This window comes from Vogesella sp. LIG4, from assembly GCF_900090205.1.
Classification (GTDB): Bacteria; Pseudomonadota; Gammaproteobacteria; order Burkholderiales; family Chromobacteriaceae; genus Vogesella.
In genome coordinates this window covers 3,214,609-3,235,455 of sequence record NZ_LT607802.1, presented here as the reverse complement: position 1 = coordinate 3,235,455, position 20,847 = coordinate 3,214,609, and the positions used below count along the sequence as shown (strand labels likewise).

Here is a 20,847-nt window from a genome sequence, read left to right as displayed (position 1 = left end):
CGTTGGCCGCAGCCTGCCTGCTGTTGGCAGCCTGCGGCAAGGCGCCAGCTTCTCCACCCGCCGCCAGCCCACTGACCGCCATCCCCGACAGTCTAGAACGGCAGCCAGCTTTTACTTGCAGCCACGAACAAGCCCGCATCCCCAAGCCAAACCCGGATGCCGAACAGCTATTCAAACATGCGCGCTGGCTGCAAAAGCAGAATCTGCTCAAGGACGACCCGGCCAAATACCCGGCTATCGAGCGGCTGTACCGCATTGCCGCGGCCTGGGGCCACGACAAGGCCAACCACAATCTGGCGCTGCTGCTGATCCGGGGCCATAGCGATGCCGACGATGTCATCAGCCTGCCGGTAACCCTGGCGCAAGACCTTATCCAGCGCGGCATCCCGCAGGGCTACTACGATATGGGGGCACTACTTACCAAGGGCTACGGCGTGGCAGAAAGCAATGCCTCGGCCTTGCAATACCTGCGCCATGCAGCCGACCTGGGCAACCCGGACGCGCAATATTATGTGGGAGACCAGCTATTCAGCCTCGGCATCGACTACCCTGCACCATTCAGTATTGGACTACAGATGACCAAGTGTGCCGCTGAGCAAGGTCATAGCGAAGCGGCCTTTGAATATGCTGTAGATATGAAAAACTCAAAAAACTATTCCGAAGCACTCAAGTACTACCAGCTAGCAGTGAAAGCTGGTGATGAAACAGCTGCCTTCAAGCTAGGGAAGGTATTTCTAGCTCCCCCACCCAGCGACGGCCTGGATTATCTCGCTCTAGAAAAAGATGAGGAGCGCTCCCGTCGCTACAAAATCCTGTCTGACATCCTGGGGCGTTATTCCTACCTCAAACCTACGGTAAATGACATCGACGACATCGTGCCCTTGCCACCGGCAAAGCTGCCGCCGTGGGATGGCAAGATCAAGTGGTTGAAGGAATGGGAAAGCAATGTGCCGCCGCCACTGCCCAGCGAAGCGCGCATTGCCGAGATGGCCAAGGCCAAGGGCTTGAACCCGGCCACCGGCATGCCCGCTACCACGGGGCAGCCATGAGTTTGCGCCATCCCTGTCACCGGAGCCTGCCGCTGCGGCCAACCCTGGCCGCCTATGGCGGTGGGGTGCCAGCCAAGCCCGCCCCAGCCTCGCCGTGCTATAGTGGCGGCCCTTTCCGCCACCCGTGATTTGCCCGATGAATGCCCTACCCCGCCTGGCCCTGCTGCTGGCACCACTGCTGTTGAGCGCTTGCCAGCAACCGCCGCTGCACGGCAGTTTTCACTGCCCGGAGCAGACGCAGTTCAGCTACAACCGCCAGGCACAGACGGTAGAGCTGCACCGTGGTGGCAACAGCTACCTGGGCATCATGGACGAGAAGCGGCAGCTGGTATGGCCGAAGAACGAGAACGACCACACCCTGCCCGACACCTTTGCGCTATCGCGCAAGGATCCGACCCTGCTAACGCTGTACGGCGGTTTTGCCGGCAAGGGGCTGGCATGCACCAGCGACAAGGTGGCAGCCGCGCAGTAGTGTCTGCCGGCAGTTGGCCGCACAAAGAAAACAAGGGCCCGCGTGCGGGCCCTTGTTGCGTGACGGGTTACTTGCCGACTTATTGGGCCAGCTTGCTTTCCAGCACGTTCTTCTTGCCTTCCTCGTCGTCCACCTGCTTCAGGTTGGCGCCACCGACGAACACGCCCATGCGGATGTACTGCTCGACAAAGTAGTTTTTGCCGCCGGAGGTAATCAGCTCGATGCTGTTGTCGCTGAATTCAGATTCCGTGCTGAGTGTCTGTTTGCCCGGATTAACCTGGCGATAGAAATACACCTTGTTTGCCGTCTCGCCCACGCGCTCGCCATTGAGATGCAGATCCTTCTTCAACGCCTGGCCAACGAAACTGTTGCGATAGATGTAGATGCCGGATTTATCTGCAGGCGGTGACGCAAATGTCTTGAGTTGCGCGTCCACCTTCGGGTCGCCCAACGGTACCGAAGCACAGCCGGTAAACAGCAGCGTGGCGGCCAACAGCGTGGCCAGCAGGGAAGTCTTCATGTTTGCTCTTTTCATGTGTTGAAGGTGAAGTTCTCCGCTCGTCGAGCCGTTTGCCATCGTTACGCGCGGAAAAAATGACATATAGCATAAGGCGGGCATATTTACGATATTGACATATCGAATACCCGATACCGAAAGCTTGCCACACCGTCTTTTCCCGGTGCACAAACCCTCCCCTGACGGCACGTCTTGCGCTACCCTACGCGGCTTGATTCAAGCAGCGGCGCAAGCGCCGTGCAAACCGTTCAGAACCACTCATGAATATCCAGGAATTCCACCAGTCGCTGGCCGATCTCGGCGCCCGCCCCTGCCACGTTGGCCGCATCAACCGCGCCTGGCTGCAAGGCCTGCCGCTGGATACCGGCACCCGCCACCAGAAAAGCGAAAACTACTTTCCGCTGGCGCTGCGCAACGGCCTGCCGGCACTGACCGCGCGGCTCGATGGTCTGGCGCGCATCCATTCGCAGCATGGCGGCGAGGATGGCTCGCTGCGCCTGCTGGTAGCGCTGGCCGATGGCCAGATGGTGGAAAGCGTGCTGCTGCCGCGTGACGGGCTGTGCGTATCCAGCCAGGTAGGCTGCGCGGTGGGCTGCACCTTCTGCATGACCGGCAAGAGCGGCCTGCTGCGTCAGCTGGGCAGCGCCGAGATTGTGGCGCAGGTGGTGCAGGCGCGGCGCATCCGCCCGGTAAAGAAGGTGGTGTTCATGGGTATGGGCGAGCCGGCGCACAACCTCGACAACGTGCTGGACGCCATCCAGCTGCTGGGCACCGACGGCAATATCGGCCACAAGAACCTGGTGTTCTCCACCGTGGGCGACCCACGGGTGTTCGAGCGCCTGCCGCAGCAGCAGGTAAAACCGGCGCTGGCGCTGTCGCTGCACACTACCAATGCCGAGCTGCGGGCACGGCTGCTGCCGCGCGCGCCGCGCTATGACCCGGCCGAGCTGGTGGCGCTGGGCGAGGACTACGCGCGCCGCGTTGGCTACCCCATCCAGTACCAGTGGACGCTGCTGGCCGGCATCAACGATACGCAGGCTGAGATGGATGCCGCGGTGCAGCTGCTCAAGGGCAAGTACGGTGTGCTGAACATCATTCCGTACAACAGTGTGGAGGGCGACAGCTACCAGCGCCCGAGCGCCGAGCACATCCGCTACATGAAGCACTACCTGCACGACAACGGCGTGCTGACCAAGGTGCGCGATTCCGCCGGCCAGGACGTGGATGGCGGCTGCGGCCAACTGCGCGCCCGCGCCGCCGACATCATCGACCACAGCCGCCTGCTGCGCCGCGCCGGCAAGGTGCAACAAGCATGAGCCTGCCCCGTTACCGCGACCCCGACTTTTTCCAGCTGCTCACCAGCAGCTACCAGCGCCTGCTGGGCGTGCCGCTGGTGGACCCGGCGCTGCCGCAGGCCGAGGCGATGCACTGGCTGTACGAGCAGGCGCCGTTCTGCGTGTTGTCGCACAACACCGCCGCCAGCCCGGTGTTCGTGTACGCCAACCGCACCGCGCAGCGCTGCTTCGGCTACAGCTGGGACGCGTTCACGCAGCTGGAATCACGGCTGTCGGCCGAGGCGCCAAACCGCGAGGAGCGCGACCGCCTGCTGCAGGCGGTACAGCGCGACGGCTACGCCAGCGGCTACCGCGGCCTGCGCATCGCCGCCGACGGCCGCCGTTTCTGGATCGAAAACGTGACAGTGTGGAATCTGCTGGACGATGCCGGCGTCTACCACGGCCAGGCCGCTACCTACCGCAGCTGGCAGGACGCCTGAGCCCGTACCGCCCGGCCAGCGGCATTCCACCCCATTGCAAAAACGCCCACCGCACAAGGGTTGGCCGCAAGGCAGCGGATTGCCTAGCAATGAAAAGCCCGCCATTGCGGCGGGCTTTAACTACTGCGTGACATACCTCCGGCCTACGCAGTGGTGTCGATGCGGGTACCGATGGTGAGCGACGTGTTCTGCGGCTTCGATGCCGCCTTTGCAGCCGTGCTGCCGTCCTTGTCGCCGTCGGCATCGGTGCCGGCAGCTTTCTGCGGCTGGCTGTTGCGATTGATACTGGCCAGCTGCTGGTAAGGATTTTGGGAACCGATGCTATTCACTCCAGATGCCATGCGTTCCTCCAGCCATCCGATAGTTCACCATAGCTCACAAAATTCCTGTTTGCATGCCTGTCTGTTACTGATTTGCGCCAGGGTTGGCCGCAGGTAAAAATACCCCGGCCACCCGGGGTGAAGCGAGTGCACAGACACAAAACATCGGCACGCCGGCATGCGGCCAACCATGCGGCAGCGCGGGCGGAACGCTTGATGCGTCATGGTGGAACGCCCGGCTGGCCGTGCCGCCGCCCTATGCCTGCTCGGCCAGCTGGTACACCACCTCGCCACGGAAGCAGGTCTGCACCACCCGCGCCTGGCTGAACTGCGCCACCGGGCACAGCAGCGGGTTGCGGTCCAGGATGCTGAAGCTGGCGTCCTTGCCTGCCTGCAGCGAGCCGGCACAGTCGTCGAAACGCAGTGCCCAGGCAGCGTTGACGGTGTGCGCTTCCAGCAGGGAGAGCACGTCCAGCCGCTCGTGCGGGTTCCACGGCTCGCCGTCGCTGGCACCCGGCGGCAGGTGGGTAACGCCGGTTTCGATGATCTCTAGCGGGTTCATGCTGCTCACCGACCAGTCCGAGCCACCGGCCAGCATGGCGCCGGCGTTGCGCAGGCTGCGGAACGGGTAGTTGCGCGCCAGCCGCTCGGCGCCGAACAGCTCGCCGAACTGCTGCAGCTGCGCCGGCGTGGCGGCGGTCCACAGGCACTGCACGCTGGCAATGGCGCCCAGCTGGTGGAAGCGGCCGTAGTCCGCCGGGTCGATCAGCTGTACGTGCGCCAGCTGCGCGCGGCGTTCGCGCGCCGGGTTGTGGCGCTGCACATGCTCCAGCGCATCCAGCGCCATGCGCACCGCGCGGTCGCCCAGGGTGTGAAAGTGCAGGTCGAAGCCGGCACGGTCGGCCAGCAGGGAAATGTGGTCCAGCTGCTGCTGCGTCCACAGCGTCATGCCCAGTTCTTCGGTGCCCTGGTACGGCGCCAGCAGCGCGGCGGTTTTCGATTCCGGTACGCCGTCGATGAAGATCTTCACCGTGTGTAGCCGCAGGTTGTCGTGCTGGTAGCGACGCTGCCAGCCGACAAAACGCTCGATCTGCTCGGCGGCATCCTGCCCCGGCTGCGCCACCATGCCGGCGCTCATGTACACCTTCAGCTCGCCCTGCTGCTGCGCCTGCCAGTAGGCCTGGATCATCGGCTCATCCAGCCAGGCGTCGAACCAGCCGGTAATGCCGTAGCCGTAAGCCATGCGCTGCGCCTTGGCCAGTGCCGCCGGGTAGCCGGCGGCACTGAGCTGCGGTATCTGGCGGAACACCAGGTACAGCGCTTCCTCGTGCAGCACGCCGCTGGGCGCGCCGTCGGCGTCGCGCTCGATGATGCCGCCCTGCGGGTCAGGCGTGGCAGCGGTGATGCCGGCAAGCGCCAGGCCCTTGCTGTTGATGCAGCCGCTGTGCACGTCGAAACCGGTGACCAGCAGCGGGCGGTCCGGCACTGCCGCATCCAGCTGCTGGCGGGTGGGATAGGCACCGAAGGCGGCCAGGTTGGCGCCGCCCAGGTATACCCAGGGCGCATCCGGCGTGGCCGCGGCGCAGGCGCGGATGCGCGCCAGGATAGCGTCCGGCGTATCCAGCCCGGACAGGTCGAACTCGCCCAGTATCTGCTGGCCCTGCATCGGGTGTACGTGGCCGTCGATGAAGGCCGGCAGCAGCAGCCGGCCGGCCAGGTCCACCACCCGGGTGTGCGTGCCGCGGTGGTGTTGCTGCAAGGCGGCGCTGCTGCCGGTGGCCAGCACCTTGCCATCGCGCACCGCCAGCGCCTGGGCAAAGTTGCGCGCGGCGTCGCCGGTGTAGATGCTGCCGTTGAGGTAGAGGGTATCGGCAATATTGTCCATGTCTCGCTCCTGGTACGGAGGGGCGTGCAGCCTGGCGCGCCCCTCCGGTCGGCTTAGTTGCCGGATTTCAGCTTCTGCCACAGCCGGCTTTGCAGGCGCTGGATTTCCGGCGGCACCTGCTTCATTACCGCCATCTTCAGCAGCTCGGCCTGCGGCGGGAACACCGTCGGGTCGTTGATGATGGATACCGGCAGGTGCTGGCGTGCCAGGCGGTTGGCGGTGGGGTAGTACACCTCGCTGGTAATGCTGGCGCTGACCTTGGGGTCGAGGATGTAGTTGATCCACTTGTGCGCCATGTCGGCGTGCGGCGCGTCCCTGGGGATCACCATCACGTCGAACCACATGAAGCCGCCCTCTTTCGGGTTGAGGTAGCGGATGTCGTACGGGCGCCCCGCTTCCCTGGCGCGGCGGCCGGCAATGCCCACATCGCCGGACCAGCCCACTGCCACGCACACGTCGTTATTGGCCAGGTCGTTGATATAGCTGGAGGAGTTGAACTGCCGCACATAGGGGCGCACTTTCTGCAGCACCGCCAGCGCGGCCTGGTAGTCGGCGGGGTTGGTGCTGTTCGGGTCCTTGTGCAGGTACTGCAGCACCGCCGGGAACATGCTGCCAGGGCTGTCCAGGAACGACACGCCACAGCCCTTGAGCTTGCCCAGCTGCGCCGGGTCGAACACCAGGCTCCAGCCATCCGGCACCTTGTCGCCGAATGCCTTTTTCGCCGCTGCCACGTTGTAGCCGATGCCGGTGGCGGCATAGGCCCACGGCACGCCGTACTGGCCGCCGGGGTCGGCGGCGGACAGCATTTTCATCAGCGTGGGGTCGAGGTTGGCCAGGTTGGGAATCTTGCGCTTGTCCAGCTTCTGGTACAGGCCGATCTCGATCTGCTTGGCCAGCGAGCCGGAGCTGGGCACCACGATGTCGTAGCCGGTGTGGCCCACCAGCAGCTTGGCCTGCAGCACGTCGTCGCTGTCGTAGGTGTCGTACTCGGCATGGGTGCCGAACAGCTTCTCGAAATTGGCCACCGTGTCCCTGGCAATGAAATCCCCCCAGTTGAAGACGTTGAGACCGGCGGCCGGCTTGGCTGCGGCCAACGTTGTCAGGCTGGCGGCGGCCAGTGCCATGCCCAGGGCCAGTTTTGCTGCGCGATGCTTGTACATGGTTGTTCCTTGCTGCGGGTTCAGGCCGAGGCCGGGCGGGTAGCGCGCGGGCGGGCCGGCTGCTGTTCGTCGATGTCCTGCAGGCTCAGCCGCGCGGTTTCACGCAGGCCGTAGCTGCACAGTGCCAGTAGCGCCAGCGCCGCCGCGCCGTACAGCGCCACGCCCAGCGGGCTCTTGTTGGTGAGGATCAGGATGGCGGTGGCAATGCTGGAGGCGGTGCCGCCGCCCAGTGCCGCGCCCAGCTGGTAGGCAGAGGAGATGCCGGAGTAGCGCACACGCCGGGGGAACTGCTCGCCGAGGAAGGCGGGAATCGGCCCCTGGGTCACGCCCATCAGCACGCCGACCATGCCATAGGCAAACAGCGTCAGCTCCCACTGCTTGAGCTGCACCAGCGGGAAGAAGGCAAAGAACCACGCCGCCATGGCCACGGCGCCGAAGATCATCACCGGCTTGCGGCCGTACTTGTCGGACAGGTGGCCGCACAGCGGTGCCGACACGATGATGGTGGCGGAGTTGATCAGGTCGAACACCAGGGACTGGGCATCGCTATAGCCCAGCTGGGTGGCGTAGGACACCAGGAAGGTGCTGCCGATATAGGCAATGGTGATGTAGCCGAAGGCCACGCCCGCGCTCAGCAGCAGCGCCCGCGGGTGGTGGCGCAACACTTCCAGCAGCGGCAGTTTTCCCGCCTTGGCGTGGCTGTCGCCATGCTGGCCGAGGTTGCGCATGCGGGCATACATTCCTACCAGCACCAGCAGGCCACCCAGCCAGAACGGAATGCGCCAGGCAAAATCGGCCAGCTGGTTGTTGGTGGCTTCGCTGATGATGGCGAACACCCCGGCGCCCAGCAGGAAGCCGATGCCGATACCCATGCTGGTGAAGCTGCCCCACAGCCCGCGACGCCCTTCCGGCGCCTGCTCGATGCCGAACAGCGCCGCCCCGCCCCACTCGCCGCCGGCGGCAAAGCCCTGGATCAGGCGCAGCACCACCAGCAGCGCCGGTGCGGCAACGCCGATGCTGCCGTAGCCGGGCAGACAGCCGATCAGGAAGGTGCTGGCGCCCATCAGCAGCAGCGTGGCCACCAGCACTTTCTGCCGGCCATACTTGTCGCCAAAGTGGCCGAACACCATGCCACCCACCGGCCGGGCAAAGAAGCCGGTGCCGAAGGCGGCAAAGGCGATCAGCGTGGCCACCAGCTTGTCCATGCCCGGAAAGAACACTTGCGGGAACACCAGTGCCGCCGCATAGCCGTAGATCACGAAATCGTAGAATTCCAGCGCCGTGCCCATGCCGGACACGCAGAAGGTGCGCAGCGCGCCGCGCCCGACAGCCTGCCCTGTTTTGTCTCCAACCATCATGTTTCTCCTGTTGCGTGCTTGTGTGCCGCCTCCTGCCGTAACAGGGGCGGGTATTGTGTTGCCGGCCGCTCCATGCGGGCAGCCGTGCGTTCAGCGCCGCGGCAATGCCTTTTGGCAGCCATCAAAAGACACTGCCGCGGCGGCTGCGATCAGAACTGCTGGTAGCCGTTTGCGGCCAACGTGGTCGGGTTGCCCGCCGCATACAGCAGCCGGCATTGCTCGGTGTCGATGCCGATGGTGAGCAGGGTTTCCCAGCGCTCGGTGTCCGGCATGGACATGTCCGGGTGGAAGCAGATCGGCGCGTCGGCGCCGGCCGGGCCGCACATGGCGGCGGCGCGGGTGCGGATGTCGTCGGCCACCATGTCGCCCTGCACGGCCTGCAGGTGCTGGTAGCGCGCATAGGTGGTGGACACGTCCGGCGTGCGCTCGCCCAGGCTCTGTTCCGTTTCGATGAAGTGGTTGGTGTGCAGGATCCAGCCGGCGGCGTCCGGGTACACCAGGCCGGTGCGCGCCGGGCTCAGCTCGATGCTGGCGGCGCGTGCCGGAGCTTCGTCCTGGCAGCTGAACACCGTCAGCACGGTGGAGGCGCTGACCCGCGCCGAGCGCGCCAGCTCGATGGCTTCGGCCACGCTGCGCGCTTCTTCCAGCACCCGCCGTGCCACCGCATGCACCGGCACGCCGCCGTGGGCGTTGTCGCTGGCGTGGTGCAGGATATTGAAATGCAGACCCAGCCCGGCGCTGTTGACGCCGATCTTGCCCAGCATGCCGAACTCGGTGAACAGCTTCACCGTCATGCCCTGGTGGGTGCTCAGCCGCATGATCAGGCCGTCCGGCACCAGGCTGTCGTGCCAGTCCCAGGTTTGCAGCGTGCGCGGAGCGCGGCTGCCGGCCGGGGCATGCACGGTGGTGGAGCACTCGCCTTCCTTGCTGGCCGGCGCGGCGGCCAGCACCTCGGTACGGGCGTTCAGGCAGGCCAGCTGCCACAGCGGCAGCTGCGCGCCGGCGGCCACGCCCTTGATTTCTTCGGCCAGCTCCGGCGCCCAGTCTTCCAGCGCGCTCAGGCTGGCGTCACCAATGGCGCGCACCTGCTCGCTGGCAATGCCGAGGCGCGGGAAGAAGCCCAGGTACAGCGCCACGCTGCGCTGGATCTGCTGTTGCCAGCGGCTGCCGATCTGGTGGCCGCGAAAGAATGCGTCCGGGGTGTCGGTGGAAAAGGTATGGACGTTCACCGGGAAGTCTCCTGCTGTTGTGATCTGCGGGGCGATAGCGCGTTGCCGGCTGGCAAGCCTGGCCGAACAGTTGCCTAACAGGCATAAATTGCGCCACTGCTGCCAGTGCCGGTTGACGATGCCGGCTTGAACTATCGCTGTTATTGCGGCATGGTAATCAGCACGCAGGGCAAGATCATTCGCGGTTCTTGCATAACTTTTGTGCCTATCGGGAACAAGTAATGGACAAGATGAGTGCGCTGGGCATGTTCGTGGCCGCCGCCGAACACGGCAGCTTCAGTCTGGCGGCCGACCAGCTGGGCAAGACGCCGTCGGCGGTCACCAAGGCGGTGGCGCAGCTGGAAGCGGAGCTGGGCGCACGGTTGTTCGAGCGCACCACCCGGCGCATGGCGCTGACCGAGGCAGGACGCATCTACCTGGACAGCGCCCGCCAGGCGCTGATGCAGCTGCAGCTGGCCGGCGAGGAGATCGAACAGCTGCAGCACGAGCTGCGCGGCAGCCTGCGCATCACCGCCCCGCCCTCGTTCGCCCCGGCCTTTCTGAGCCGCGTATGCGGCCGCTTCATGCAGGCGCATCCGCAGGTGCGGCTGGAGGTGGACCTGAACGACAATAACGACGACCTGCTGGACGGCGGCTACGATCTGGCGCTGCGCGACGACCCCACCGAGCACCCGGGGCTGATCGTGCAGCCGCTGCTGGAAAACCGCCTGCTGCTATGCGCCAGCCCGGCCTACCTGGCGCGCCAGGGGCGGGAAGTAACGCTGGACAACTACACCCGGCACGATTGGCTGATCCTGCGCCACCCGCTGGTGAGCCGCAGTTTCTGGTGGGTGAGCTACGGCGGCGAGAACATCCGCCTGCGCCAGCCGGTGGCACGGCTGGAAAGTGACAACTACGACTTTCTGCTGGGCTGCCTGCTCGATGGCCAGGGCCTGCAGTTCATTCCCAACTGGAGCGCGGCGCCCTACCTGCGGCGCGGCGAGCTGATGGAGGTGATGGTGGGCCAGTGGCGGCTGCAAAGCGCCTTCGGCCCCTGGGTGCATGTGCTGTACCTGCCGCACCGCCGCAGCACCCGCAAGGTGCGCGAGTTCATCGATATCCTGAAGCGCTACCTGCAGGAGTGCGAGCTGATTCCGCCCCCATCCCTGCCGCATCCCTAGCCATGCGGCCAACGTTGGCCGCATGAAAAACCCGCCCGGCCAGCAGCTGGCGGGGCGGGTTGACGGCAACAGCGCGGCTTAGTTGATGCCGCTCTTCAGCTGCGTCCACAGCCGGTTCTGGTAGCGCATCAGGTCCGGCGCCACCGGCTTGCCCACATACAGGCGGCGGAACACCTCCGGCGTCGGGTAGATCATCGGGTCGGCCAGCGCTTCCGGGCTTACCAGCGGGTTGGCGCCAGGCACCGCCGACGGATAGTTGGTGTCGTTGGTCAGGTTGGCGCTTTCACGCTCGGACAGCACGAAGTTGATGAACTTGTGCGCGGCATCCGGGTGCGGCGCGTTCTTGGGAATCGACATCATGTTGAACCATACCGCGGCGCCTTCCTTGGGAATCACGTAGCGGATGTGGTACGGCTTCTTGGCCGCCAGCGCCGCGCGCCGCGCTGCGTTCACATCGCCGGACCAGCCCAGCGCCAGGCATACGTCACCACCGGCCAGATCGTTGATATAGGTGCTGGAATTGAACTGGGTGATATAGGGGCGCAGCGTCTTCAGCAGCTTGTAGGCTTCGTCGTAATCCTTGCGATTGGTGGTGTTCGGGTCCTTGTGCAGCGCCAGCAGCGCAATGCCGAAGCCGTCCAGCGGCTCATCCACGATGGACACGCCGCAGCTCTTCAGCTTCTTCAGGTTGTTGACGTCGAAGAACAGCGCCAGGCTGTCCAGCGGCGCGTTCTTGCCCAGCGCCGCCTGCACCTTTTCCACGTTGATGCCCATGCCGTCGGTACCCCAGGCCCACGGCAGGCCGTAGCGCTGCGTCGGGTCCGCCGACTTGAGAATGTTCATGATCTTGGGGTCGAGCTTGCCGTAGTTCGGAATCTTCTTCAGATCCATCTGCTGGAACACGCCAGTGGGAATCTGCCGCGTCCAGTACAGGTTGGACGGCACCACCACGTCGTACTGCGCGCTGCCGGTCAACAGCTTGGCCTGCACCGTGTCGTTGGAATCGAAGGTCTGGTATTCCACCTTGATGCCGGTGGTTTTTTCGAAGTTGGCAACGGTGTCCTTGCCTATCGAATTGGCCCAGTTGTAAACGTTGACCACCTGGCTTTCCGCCAGGGCCGGTCCGGTAGCCAGTGTCAGCGCGCCTGCCGCTAACAGGGTGGCGACGCCCTTGTTGTGTAATGCGGATTTCATGTATTTCTCCATGTGACGACAAAATTGCTGCACGGCTCACCGGCCGTTTGCTTGCTGCTACGACGAAAATCGGTGTTGTTACGCGCCAGGCAGGCGGCTTTCCAGCAGCTTGCCGCCGCGGGCGATCACCCTGCCGTCGCGGATCACCGTGCGATCCGGCGGGCGCATCACGATGGCCTCGCCCAGGGTCTCGGCATCGAACAGCAGGAAGCTGGCACGCTGCCCCGCCTCCAGGCCGAAGTCGCTGCGGCCCATCGCCCGGGCGCCGTTGACGCTGCCGGCATCGAAGGCGGCCTGCAGGCCGGCATCGGTGCGCACATAGAAGCGGTAGGCCTGCAGCATCACCCGCTCCAGCATGTCGCCGTTGCCCAGCGGCGACCAGGCATCGCGGATGCCGTCGTTACCCAGGCAGATGTTGACGCCGGCGGCGCTGAGCGCATCGAACGGCGGTGCTTCCACTTCGCCCGGCGCGGTGGTGGCGATGGAGATGCCGTTTGCCGCCAGCCGTGCGGCCAACGGTGCCACCTCGTCCCACGGGCGCATGCCCAGGCAGAAGCCGTGACTGATGACTACCTTGCCCTGGCGCTGGTAGCGCTCGGTGAAGTCGCAGATGCGCGCCACCTGCCACAGCCCCAGCTCGCCGCCGTCGTGCAGGTGGATGTCCACGCCGCGGCCGTACTCGCGCGCCAGCTCGAAAATCTGCGTCAGGTGGGCAATCGGGTCCTTGTCGATGCCGCATGGGTCCAGCCCGCCCACTACCTCCATGCCGGCCTCCACCGCCTGGCGCATCAGCTGCAGCGCGCCGGGGCGAATGGTCAGCCCGCCCTGCGGGAAGGTCACGAATTCGATGTCGATCAGGTCGGCATAGCGCTCGCGCAGCTGCAGCGTGGCCTCGATGTGCTCCCAGCCCAGCGCCGGGTCGGCATCCACGTGGCAGCGCAGCAACTGGGTGCCGCGGGCGATGCAGTGTTCCAGCAACGCGCCGGCGCGCACGGCGATCGGCACGCTGGTTTCGCGCAGGATGCGCCGCTCGTTGTCGATCAGCGACTGCAGGCTGTCGCCGGCAGTGTGCGAGTGCCAGGGCAGGCTCCACAGCGTCTTGTCGAGGTGGGTGTGCGCGTCCACCAGCGGCAGGGTGAGCAGCCGCCCGCCGCCGTCGATGTCGCCGCCGGCCAGCGGGCCGTTCTGCGCGGCACGCCGCTGGCCGATGCGGCCGTTCACGATTTCGATGTCTTCGGCCGCGCCGCCGTAGGGGCGCACATTGCGCAGCCAGATGGATTGATGCATGTCGCTGTTGCTCCTGTTGTTGCCGGCGGTGCAAGCGGAAAAGGTTGGCCGCACCGCCGGTGGCAGCTTAGTAGATGTCGAAGGAGAAATATTTCTGGGAAATGCGCTGGTAGGTGCCGTCCTTGTGCAGTTCGTTCAGCGCGCGGTTCAACAGCTGCGCCAGGTCGCCGTCGTCCTTGCGCAGGCCGATGGCGGCCCCCACGCCCAGGATTTTGGCATCGCTCACGCCGCCGCCGGCAAAGGCGTAGTCACGCCCGGCAGCGGTCTTGAGAAAGCCGATGTCGGCCTGCACCGACGACTGGAACGCCGCATCCACCCGGCCGGAGGTCAGGTCCTGGTACACCTGGTCCTGGGTCTGGTAGGAGCTGACGGTAACGCCCTGCGGCTCCCAGTAGGCCTTGGCGTAGGCTTCGGAGGTGGAGCCCTGCTCCACGCCGATGCGCTTGCCGCGCAGCTGTTCGATGGTCGGCAGCAGGGTGCTGCCCTTCTTGGCCACCAGCCGCGGCGGCACGTTGTAGATCTTCTCGGTAAACGAGATCTGCTGCAGGCGCTTGTCGGTTACCGCCATCGACGACAGGATGGCGTCGAACTTCTTGGCCTGCAGCCCCGGGATGATGCCGTCCCAGGCGTTTTCCACCCACACGCAGCGCGCCTTCAGTTTTGCGCACAGCGCATTGCCCAGGTCGATGTCGAAGCCGATCAGCTGCCCGCTGGGCGAGCGCGATTCGAACGGCGCATAGCTGGCGTTGACGCCAAAGCGGATGACTTTCCAGTCCTTGGCTGCCACCGTACCGGCGGCGCAGGCCAGCATGATGGCCAGGGTGAGTTTCTTCATGGTGCAATCTCCTCTGTCTACTATGTAGCGGTCGGCTTGTCCTGTTATTGCCGACCTGTCCCCGGCAGCATGGCTGCCGCTTTAATCCGGCCTACAGACCGCGCATGGCTCGCGGGTAGCTGGCCGGAGAAAACCTTGCCGTCAGCAGCAGCATCGCCAGCACGATGCCCAGCTGCCACTGCCAGCCGCCGCTGAACTGGCCGCCGCGCTCCTTCCACCAGCCCATCAGCCAGGGGCCGGCGGCGGTAAGCAGAAAGCCGCAGCCCTGCACGAAGGCGGCCAGCCGGCCGGCACTGCCGGCATCCGGCAGATGCTCCAGCACCAGCAGCAGGCACAGCGAAAAGAACCCACCCAGCCCAACGCCGGCCAGCATTACCCAGCACCACGGTGCCGCCAGCGGCGCCCACGCCAGCCCGGCCAGCCCCGCCGCCTGGCAAGCCAGCGCCAGCCACAGCCAGTAACGGTGATCGCCATGGCGGCGCGACAGCAGCGGGAACGCCAGCGCCGCCAGCGCCTGCAACACTGCCAGCACCGCCAGCAGGTTGGCCGCAGTCTGCGTGGGCAGCCCGGCTTCGCGGTAGAACGATGGCAACCAGGCCACCAAGCTGGAATAGCCGCTGTTGGTGAAGCCGAAATACAGCGCCAGCAGCCAGGCGCGGCGGTTGCGCGCAAAGGGCAGCAGGCTGCCCTGCCAGTAGTTGTGCTGCTGCGGCGCCTGCTCGGCGCGATGCAGCCACAGCAGCAGCGCCAGCAATGCCGGCAGCAGCCATGCCGCCAGCGCCAGCCGCCAGCCGCCCTGCTGCGCCAGCCAAGGGCTGCCCATGGCGCCCAGCGCGCCACCGCCCACCAGCGCCGCGGAATACACCCCCATGGCCAGGCCGACATGCTGCGGCAGCAGCCGCTTGGCCACGCCGGGCATCAGCGCCTGGATGGCGGCCACGCCGGCGCCGGCCAGCCCGGCACTGGCAATCAGCCCGCTACCGCCCTGCACCCACCAGCGCGCGGCGCAGCCGGCAGCCAGCAACAGCAGCGCCACGGCAATGGTGCGGCGCTCGCCGATGCCACCGGCCAGGCGTGCACCGGCAAAGGCCAGCACGCCCATCAGCACGAAGGGCAAGGCGGTCAGCACCGAGGCGGCGCGGTAGCCAAGCCCGGTATCGGCACGCAGCAGCTCCAGCACCGGCCCCACCGAAGTCAGGAACGGGCGCAGATTGAGCGCGATCAGCGCCAGCAGCAGCAAGGCCTCCGTCAGCGGCACGCGGCTGTGGCTGATACTGCCGCTCCTGCTTGCTGCGTCTGCTTGTTGCGCCAGATGGCGTGGGCTCGATGTCATTTGCTGCTCCAGGGTGCGGTGTTGTTCGGGCACCTCGAAAAACGCCCGCTTTCGTTGTGATACTGCGTTGCTCACGAAAAACTCCTCCTGACATAGCAACCCTATGCGGCGTCGGAGTTTTTCATTCGCGCCTTGTCTTGCTTGGAAACCGGTGCTTTTCGAGGCACCCGTTTATCTGTTCCCCAGTCTAGGGAGCGGATATAGAATTGAGAAATTAAATGTTCAACTAGCCACTAGTGGAAAACGCAATGACAAACCTGCTGCTGGACCCGGTATTGCTGAAGAGCTTTGTGGCGGTGGTGGAAAGCGGCAGCTTTACCCGTGCCGGCGACCGCGTACACCTGAGCCAGTCCACCGTCAGCCAGCATCTGCGCCGGCTGGAAGAACTCCTGGGCTGCGAGCTGCTGGACCGCAGCGGCCGCTACGTGGTGACCACGGAAAGCGGCGCCTGCCTGCTGGTGCACGCACGCAAACTGCTGACGCTGATGGAGGAAGCGGTAGCCGACATGCGCGACAACCAGGCGCAAGGCGAAATCCACCTCGGCGTGCCGGAAGACTTCGCCGCCGACCTGCTCACCCCGCTGCTGGCCGGCTTTGCCCGCGACAACCCGGCACTGCGGCTGGAAGTGGCCAGCGGGCTGAGCAACACGCTATGGCAGCAGTTCTGCGCCGGCAGCTACGACCTGGTGCTGATCAAGCAGCGCCAGGGCCACACCCTGGGCACCGGCGCCTGGCCGGAGCCGCTGGCCTGGCTGGACAGCCAGGCACACCCCTGCTGGCAGCAGGACCCGCTGCCGCTGGTAGTGTTTCCGGTGGGGGGGCTGTATCGCGACGAAATGATCCATGCGCTGGAAAGCTGCGGCCGGCGCTGGCGCATCAGCTACAGCAGCGCCAGCCTGGCCAGCCTGCGCTCGGCGGTGGCCAGCGGCCTGGGGGTGAGCCTGCTGCCGGCGCGCCTGGCCGGCGCCGGCCACGTGCGGCTGGACGAGACGCAAGGCTTTGCCGCGCTGCCGCCGCTGGAGCTGGTACTGCACTGCCGGCCGGAGCCGCACCAGCGGGTGAAGGCGTTGGCCGCAAGGCTGGTGGCGCTGTGTGATGAGGTAATGAGGTGATGCGCTGATGCGGCAGCCAGGCCGGCGCCCTAGCCCATCGCCTGCTGTTCGTGCAGCCGCAGCATGTTCAGGCCGGGCGCTTGCAACTCGGCTTCCTTGATGTCCCAGTCGTGCTTGATGGCGGCAAAGCCGTCCAGATTGGCGCTGAACAGCGCCACCAGCTGCGGGTCGAAGTGGCGGCCATCGCCGAGGGCAATCTCGGCAGCGGCGGTTTCTATGCTCCACGGCTGCTTGTACGGCCGTTTGGTGGTGAGCGCGTCGAACACGTCGGCCAGCGCCACGATGCGGCCGCATTCGGGAATAGCCGCACCGGCCAGCCCCTGCGGGTAGCCGCTGCCGTCCCAGCGCTCGTGGTGGCTGAGGGCGATCTGTGCCGCCAGCGCGAACAGCGGCGAATGGCCGCGGCACAGGATGTCGTAGCCGATCCGGGAGTGGGTCTTCATGATTTGCCACTCGGCATCGTTCAGCTGGCGCGGCGCTTTTAGGATGCGGTCCGGTATGCCTATCTTGCCGGTGTCGTGCATCGGCGCGGCCAGCTCGATGCGCTCCACTTCGTCCTCCGGCCAGCCGGCCAGCCGTGCCAGGTAGCTGCAGTAGGCCGCCATGCGCCAGATGTGCATGCCGGTGTCGATATCGTTGTAGTGGCCGGCCATGCCCATCATGTAGATGGTTTCGCGCTGGCTGTCTTCCAGTGAGCGGGCGCGCACCAGCGACAGGTGCGTCTGCACCCGGCGTAGCACCACCGGTGCGGAAACCGGCTTCTGGATGTAGTCCACACCGCCGGCGTCGAAACCGCGCGCCTCGTCCTCGCTTTCGCTCATGGCGGTGATGAAGATCACCGGGATGTGGCCGATGGCGGCATTGCGCTTCAGCCGCCGGCACACCTCGTAGCCGTCCATGCCCGGCATCATGATGTCCAGCAGCACCATGTCCGGGCGCTGCTGTTCCGCCGCCGCCAGCGCCGTTTCACCGTCGGTGGCGAAGCACAGCTGGTAATGCTCGCGCAGCACCTGGCGCAACAGCTGCAGATTGTTCGGCTCGTCGTCCACAACCAGTATCTTTTTCATATCGACAGCCCCAGCTCATTGCACAGGCGCCGCATCTGCGTGCGCACGCCGTCGAAATCGAATGCCTGCAGTGAATGCCATAGTGGCGCCAGCTGCTCGGCTGGCAGGTGGCAGCCCAGGCTGTTGAGCACCGGCTCCACCGTGTCCGGGTTGAGCAGCGACAGCTGCCGCTCCAGGTCGAGCAGCAGCTGACTGATGTGCGCAATGTCCAGACTGTCCGGCAGCGGCGGCGGCGCCACGGCAGCCGGCGTGTTCAGGCTGGCTATGGCCGCCAGCGCCTGCTTCATTGCCAGATCCAGTTCGGCCAGCAGCACGTGGTCGAAACCGCTGACGCCGCCGCCGGCCTGCAGCATGGTCTTGACCTGGGCATCCAGCGCCACCGCCAAGCGGGCGACGCGGCTCAGGTACAGGTTGCCGGCACTGCCCTTGAGCGAATGCAGCAGGCGGTAGGCCGCGTGCAGATCCGGCGGCGCGGCGGTGAGCGCGGCGTGCAGCTGCGCCATGTCCTGCGGCTGGTCGGCGGCGAACAGCTGCAGCGCCTCGCGGTAGATCTGGCGGTCCTGCCAGATGGATAGCGCCTTGTGCACGTCCGCCACCTGATCCACCGCAGCCAGGTCGTGGCCGGCGGCGGTGGGCGTGAGCAGCTGCTCCTGCGGCGGCGTGCGGTACTGGCCGGCGCTGTTCGGCACCGACTGCTCCATGGCACGCAGCATGGCGTTGAAGTCGATGGGCTTGTTTTCCACCCGCGTCATGCCGGCTTCAAGGCAGCGCTTGTGATCCTCGCGCATCACGCTGGCGGTCAGCGCGATGATGGGCAGCCTGCTGCGGCTGCCGGCCTGCGCCTCGTGTGCGCGGATGCGGCGCGTGGCTTCCAGCCCGTCCATCTCCGGCATCATCACGTCCATCAGCACCAGGTCGTAGCCGCCTCGCAGCACCGCCTGCACCGCTTCGCGGCCATTGCGCGCCCAGTCCACGTGGTGGCCCTGCTGGGTGAGCCGCAGCGTCACCAGCGAGGCATTGGTATCGATGTCCTCGGCCAGCAATACGTTGAAGCTGCGCGGCGAGCGGTAGTCCTCCACCAGGGTTTCGCTTTCATTGATGCAGCGCTGCTCCGGTGCGGCCAAGGGCAGGCTGGCAGTAAAGTGGAAGGTGGAACCCTGCTTCCACACGCTTTGCGCCCAGATGCTGCCGTGCATCTGCTCCACCAGCTGCTTGCTGATGGCCGTGCCAAGGCCGGTGCCGCCGAAGTGGCGGGTGGTGCTGATGTCGGCCTGGGTAAAGGCTTCGAACACCTTGGCCAGCTGCTGATCGGTCATGCCTATGCCGGTGTCGCGGATGGCGAAGTGCAGGAAGCCCGGCTGCTCGTCGCAGACCACCCGCAGCACCACCTCGCCGCGCTCGGTGAACTTGATGGCATTGCCGATGAGGTTGAGCAGCACCTGGCGCAGCCGCGTGGGGTCGCCCACCACGCGCTTGGGCACTTCGTCGGCCAGGTAGCAGTGAAACTGCAGCCCCTTCTCCGCCACCTGCTGCTCCACGATCTGCTGCAGGTCGGTCAGCAGCCTTGGCAGGTGGAACGGCACTTCTTCCAGCTCGAACTTGTTGCTTTCCAGCTTGGAGATGTCCAGCACGTCGTTGATGATGCCCAGCAGCGAGCGCGAGGCGCGCAGGATGGTGCCGACGTGGCCGCGGGTGCCGTCGCTCAGCGCGGCGTCCTGCAGCACAACCTCGGCAAAACCGATGATGGCGTTCATCGGCGTGCGTATCTCGTGGCTCATATTGGCAAGAAACGCCGATTTGGCGCGCGCGCCGGCCTCGGCATCCTCCTTGGCCTGCTTGAGTTCGGCGGTGGCGCCGGCCACCATCTCCGCCAGCCGGTCGCGGTGCTGCAGCAGCTCGGCCTCGGCCGCCTTGCGCTCGGTAATGTCCACGATGATGCCGACGAACATCGGCTCGCCGGCCACGTCCATCTGCCCCACCGACAGGTGCATCGGAAAGGTGGAGCCGTCCTTCTTGCGGCCAACCACCTCGCGGCCCTTGCCGATGATGTGCGGGCTGGCCTCGCGCAGATACCGTGACAGGTAGTCGTCGTGCTCGCTGCGGTAGGGCTCCGGCATGATGATCTTCACGTTCTGCCCCAACACTTCGCTGCTGGCGTAGCCGAACAGTTTTTCCGCCGCCGGGTTGAACGAGCACACCTGGCCGACGGCGTCGATGGTGATGATGGGGCTGATGGCGGTGGCCAGGATGGCGCGGGTGGTTTCCAGGCTGCGCGCCAGCTCCAGCTCCGCCGCCTTGCGCTCGGTGATGTCGACGATGATGCCGACGAACATCGGCTCGCCGGCCACGTCCATCTCGCCCACCGACAGGTGCATCGGAAAAGTGGCGCCGTCCTTCTTGCGCCCCATCACCTCGCGGCCCTTGCCGATGATGTGCGGGTTGCCCTCGCGCAGGTAGCGCGACAGGTAGCCGTCGTGCGCCGAGTGATAGGGCTGCGGCATGATGATCTTCACGTTCTGCCCCAGCACTTCGCTGCTGGTGTAGCCGAACAGCCGCTCCGCCGCCGGGTTGAACGAGCCGATACGGCCGTGGGCATCAATGGTGATGATGGGGTTGATGGCGGTATCCAGGATGGCGCGCGTGGTTTCCAGGCTGCGCGCCAGGTCGGATTCGATGCTTTTCTGCTCGGTAAGCTCCACGATGCAGCCGACGAACACCCGCTCGCTGCCCAGCCGTACCTCGTTTACCGCCAGCCACATTGGAAAGTCGTGGCCGTCGCGGTGGCGGCCCAGCACCTCCCGCCCCTGGCCTATCACCCGCGGCCCGCCCTCGCGCAGGTAGCGCGCCAGGTAGCCGTCGTGCTCCCGGCAGTAGGGCTGCGGCATCAGCAGCGCCACGTTCTGCCCCAGTACCTGCTGCTGGCTGTAGCCGAAGATGCGCTCCGACACCGCATCGAAGGAGCGGATCTGGCCCTGCTCATCGATGCTGATGGTCCCCACGGCACTGACAATCGAACGGGTGGCGGCTTTCAATCGGCTCTCCTTCCCTGGCGGCTGCCTCACGGCATGGGCTGATGTCCGGGCTTAACTATAGTG

General features: G+C 65.8%; 18 protein-coding genes. 6 read left to right on the top strand and 12 right to left on the bottom strand.

All coding sequences use genetic code 11. The annotated features are described in order from the left end of the window. Both PSELUDRAFT_RS15065 and PSELUDRAFT_RS15060 read left to right on the top strand, forming a co-directional pair. Positions 1-1,049, top strand: a 1,049-nt coding sequence (locus PSELUDRAFT_RS15065) for a sel1 repeat family protein (protein ID WP_162291268.1), incomplete at its 5' end; no start/stop codon positions are given. Between the two features lie 136 nt (positions 1,050-1,185). Beyond that, a complete protein-coding gene (locus tag PSELUDRAFT_RS15060) occupies positions 1,186-1,521 on the top strand; it encodes a hypothetical protein (protein ID WP_088967612.1) in 336 nt (111 codons plus the stop codon). 79 nt (positions 1,522-1,600) lie between these two features. Here PSELUDRAFT_RS15060 and PSELUDRAFT_RS15055 read toward each other — a convergent pair whose 3' ends face one another. Further along, the gene (locus PSELUDRAFT_RS15055; protein WP_088967611.1) at positions 1,601-2,041 is read right to left on the bottom strand and encodes a DUF2846 domain-containing protein; all 441 of its coding nucleotides are present in this window, start codon (positions 2,039-2,041) and stop codon (positions 1,601-1,603) included. A gap of 257 nt (positions 2,042-2,298) precedes the next feature. Between PSELUDRAFT_RS15055 and PSELUDRAFT_RS15050 the strand changes: the two genes are divergently transcribed. Together PSELUDRAFT_RS15050 and PSELUDRAFT_RS15045 are read left to right on the top strand one after the other, a co-directional pair. Next, complete coding sequence (locus tag PSELUDRAFT_RS15050; RefSeq protein ID WP_088967610.1) at positions 2,299-3,354, top strand: RNA methyltransferase; 1,056 nt, start codon at positions 2,299-2,301, stop codon at positions 3,352-3,354. Next, complete coding sequence (locus PSELUDRAFT_RS15045; protein WP_088967609.1) at positions 3,351-3,812, top strand: MEKHLA domain-containing protein; 462 nt, start codon at positions 3,351-3,353, stop codon at positions 3,810-3,812. Before PSELUDRAFT_RS15050 ends, PSELUDRAFT_RS15045 begins: the two co-directional genes overlap by 4 nt. 143 nt (positions 3,813-3,955) lie before the next feature. Here the strand turns inward: PSELUDRAFT_RS15045 and PSELUDRAFT_RS15040 are convergent, their stop codons facing one another. The 5 genes from PSELUDRAFT_RS15040 to PSELUDRAFT_RS15020 all read right to left on the bottom strand — a co-directional run bounded on the left by PSELUDRAFT_RS15040 (position 3,956) and on the right by PSELUDRAFT_RS15020 (position 9,764). Further along, positions 3,956-4,153: a hypothetical protein gene (locus tag PSELUDRAFT_RS15040; protein WP_157725147.1), complete on the bottom strand. Its 198-nt coding sequence runs from the start codon at positions 4,151-4,153 to the stop codon at positions 3,956-3,958. A gap of 235 nt (positions 4,154-4,388) precedes the next feature. Then, positions 4,389-6,017 (bottom strand): amidohydrolase, encoded by a 1,629-nt coding sequence (locus PSELUDRAFT_RS15035; RefSeq protein ID WP_088967607.1) that lies wholly within the window; start codon positions 6,015-6,017, stop codon positions 4,389-4,391. 53 nt (positions 6,018-6,070) lie between these two features. Continuing rightward, a complete protein-coding gene (locus PSELUDRAFT_RS15030) occupies positions 6,071-7,177 on the bottom strand; it encodes a polyamine ABC transporter substrate-binding protein (protein ID WP_088967606.1) in 1,107 nt (368 codons plus the stop codon). A gap of 20 nt (positions 7,178-7,197) precedes the next feature. Beyond that, on the bottom strand, positions 7,198-8,535 hold the full coding sequence (locus PSELUDRAFT_RS15025) for an MFS transporter (protein WP_197693884.1): 1,338 nt from the start codon (positions 8,533-8,535) through the stop codon (positions 7,198-7,200). Positions 8,536-8,684: 149 nt separating this feature from the next. Beyond that, entirely contained in the window at positions 8,685-9,764 is a 1,080-nt protein-coding gene (locus PSELUDRAFT_RS15020; protein ID WP_088967605.1) for a C45 family peptidase, read from the bottom strand. 221 nt (positions 9,765-9,985) lie between these two features. On the opposite strand from PSELUDRAFT_RS15020, the gene PSELUDRAFT_RS15015 reads away from it, so the two are divergent. Beyond that, positions 9,986-10,924 (top strand): LysR family transcriptional regulator, encoded by a 939-nt coding sequence (locus tag PSELUDRAFT_RS15015; RefSeq protein WP_088967604.1) that lies wholly within the window; start codon positions 9,986-9,988, stop codon positions 10,922-10,924. A 78-nt stretch (positions 10,925-11,002) separates the two neighbouring features. On the opposite strand, the gene PSELUDRAFT_RS15010 is transcribed toward PSELUDRAFT_RS15015, so the two are convergent. The 4 genes from PSELUDRAFT_RS15010 to PSELUDRAFT_RS14995 form a co-directional block, all read right to left on the bottom strand. After that, positions 11,003-12,118 (bottom strand): extracellular solute-binding protein, encoded by a 1,116-nt coding sequence (locus PSELUDRAFT_RS15010; protein ID WP_197693883.1) that lies wholly within the window; start codon positions 12,116-12,118, stop codon positions 11,003-11,005. A gap of 78 nt (positions 12,119-12,196) precedes the next feature. Beyond that, positions 12,197-13,405 (bottom strand): amidohydrolase family protein, encoded by a 1,209-nt coding sequence (locus PSELUDRAFT_RS15005; RefSeq protein ID WP_088967602.1) that lies wholly within the window; start codon positions 13,403-13,405, stop codon positions 12,197-12,199. 67 nt (positions 13,406-13,472) lie between these two features. Further along, a complete protein-coding gene (locus PSELUDRAFT_RS15000) occupies positions 13,473-14,240 on the bottom strand; it encodes an ABC transporter substrate-binding protein (RefSeq protein ID WP_088967601.1) in 768 nt (255 codons plus the stop codon). A 91-nt stretch (positions 14,241-14,331) separates the two neighbouring features. Beyond that, positions 14,332-15,573: a cyanate transporter gene (locus PSELUDRAFT_RS14995; protein ID WP_088967600.1), complete on the bottom strand. Its 1,242-nt coding sequence runs from the start codon at positions 15,571-15,573 to the stop codon at positions 14,332-14,334. 248 nt (positions 15,574-15,821) lie between these two features. Between PSELUDRAFT_RS14995 and PSELUDRAFT_RS14990 the strand changes: the two genes are divergently transcribed. Continuing rightward, positions 15,822-16,685, top strand: coding sequence for a LysR family transcriptional regulator (locus PSELUDRAFT_RS14990; RefSeq protein ID WP_088967599.1), 864 nt, complete (start codon positions 15,822-15,824; stop codon positions 16,683-16,685). A gap of 29 nt (positions 16,686-16,714) precedes the next feature. Here the strand turns inward: PSELUDRAFT_RS14990 and PSELUDRAFT_RS14985 are convergent, their stop codons facing one another. Together PSELUDRAFT_RS14985 and PSELUDRAFT_RS14980 are read right to left on the bottom strand one after the other, a co-directional pair. Next, positions 16,715-17,752, bottom strand: coding sequence for an HD domain-containing phosphohydrolase (locus PSELUDRAFT_RS14985; protein ID WP_088967598.1), 1,038 nt, complete (start codon positions 17,750-17,752; stop codon positions 16,715-16,717). Next, positions 17,749-20,784, bottom strand: a complete 3,036-nt coding sequence (locus PSELUDRAFT_RS14980; protein ID WP_162291267.1) for a PAS domain S-box protein — start codon at positions 20,782-20,784, stop codon at positions 17,749-17,751. Before PSELUDRAFT_RS14980 ends, PSELUDRAFT_RS14985 begins: the two co-directional genes overlap by 4 nt. Positions 20,785-20,847 lie beyond the last annotated feature (63 nt).

What these genes read in the sequence shown, in the direction of transcription:
- PSELUDRAFT_RS15060 (WP_088967612.1), top strand. Translation starts at nt 1,186, where the DNA reads ATGAATGCCCTACCCCGCCTGGCCCTGCTGCTGGCACCACTGCTGTTG.
- PSELUDRAFT_RS15055 (WP_088967611.1), bottom strand. Translation starts at nt 2,041, where the DNA reads ATGAAGACTTCCCTGCTGGCCACGCTGTTGGCCGCCACGCTGCTGTTT.
- PSELUDRAFT_RS15050 (WP_088967610.1), top strand. Translation starts at nt 2,299, where the DNA reads ATGAATATCCAGGAATTCCACCAGTCGCTGGCCGATCTCGGCGCCCGC.
- PSELUDRAFT_RS15045 (WP_088967609.1), top strand. Translation starts at nt 3,351, where the DNA reads ATGAGCCTGCCCCGTTACCGCGACCCCGACTTTTTCCAGCTGCTCACC.
- PSELUDRAFT_RS15040 (WP_157725147.1), bottom strand. Translation starts at nt 4,153, where the DNA reads ATGGCATCTGGAGTGAATAGCATCGGTTCCCAAAATCCTTACCAGCAG.
- PSELUDRAFT_RS15035 (WP_088967607.1), bottom strand. Translation starts at nt 6,017, where the DNA reads ATGGACAATATTGCCGATACCCTCTACCTCAACGGCAGCATCTACACC.
- PSELUDRAFT_RS15030 (WP_088967606.1), bottom strand. Translation starts at nt 7,177, where the DNA reads ATGTACAAGCATCGCGCAGCAAAACTGGCCCTGGGCATGGCACTGGCC.
- PSELUDRAFT_RS15025 (WP_197693884.1), bottom strand. Translation starts at nt 8,535, where the DNA reads ATGATGGTTGGAGACAAAACAGGGCAGGCTGTCGGGCGCGGCGCGCTG.
- PSELUDRAFT_RS15015 (WP_088967604.1), top strand. Translation starts at nt 9,986, where the DNA reads ATGGACAAGATGAGTGCGCTGGGCATGTTCGTGGCCGCCGCCGAACAC.
- PSELUDRAFT_RS15010 (WP_197693883.1), bottom strand. Translation starts at nt 12,118, where the DNA reads ATGAAATCCGCATTACACAACAAGGGCGTCGCCACCCTGTTAGCGGCA.
- PSELUDRAFT_RS15005 (WP_088967602.1), bottom strand. Translation starts at nt 13,405, where the DNA reads ATGCATCAATCCATCTGGCTGCGCAATGTGCGCCCCTACGGCGGCGCG.
- PSELUDRAFT_RS15000 (WP_088967601.1), bottom strand. Translation starts at nt 14,240, where the DNA reads ATGAAGAAACTCACCCTGGCCATCATGCTGGCCTGCGCCGCCGGTACG.
- PSELUDRAFT_RS14995 (WP_088967600.1), bottom strand. Translation starts at nt 15,573, where the DNA reads ATGACATCGAGCCCACGCCATCTGGCGCAACAAGCAGACGCAGCAAGC.
- PSELUDRAFT_RS14990 (WP_088967599.1), top strand. Translation starts at nt 15,822, where the DNA reads ATGACAAACCTGCTGCTGGACCCGGTATTGCTGAAGAGCTTTGTGGCG.
- PSELUDRAFT_RS14985 (WP_088967598.1), bottom strand. Translation starts at nt 17,752, where the DNA reads ATGAAAAAGATACTGGTTGTGGACGACGAGCCGAACAATCTGCAGCTG.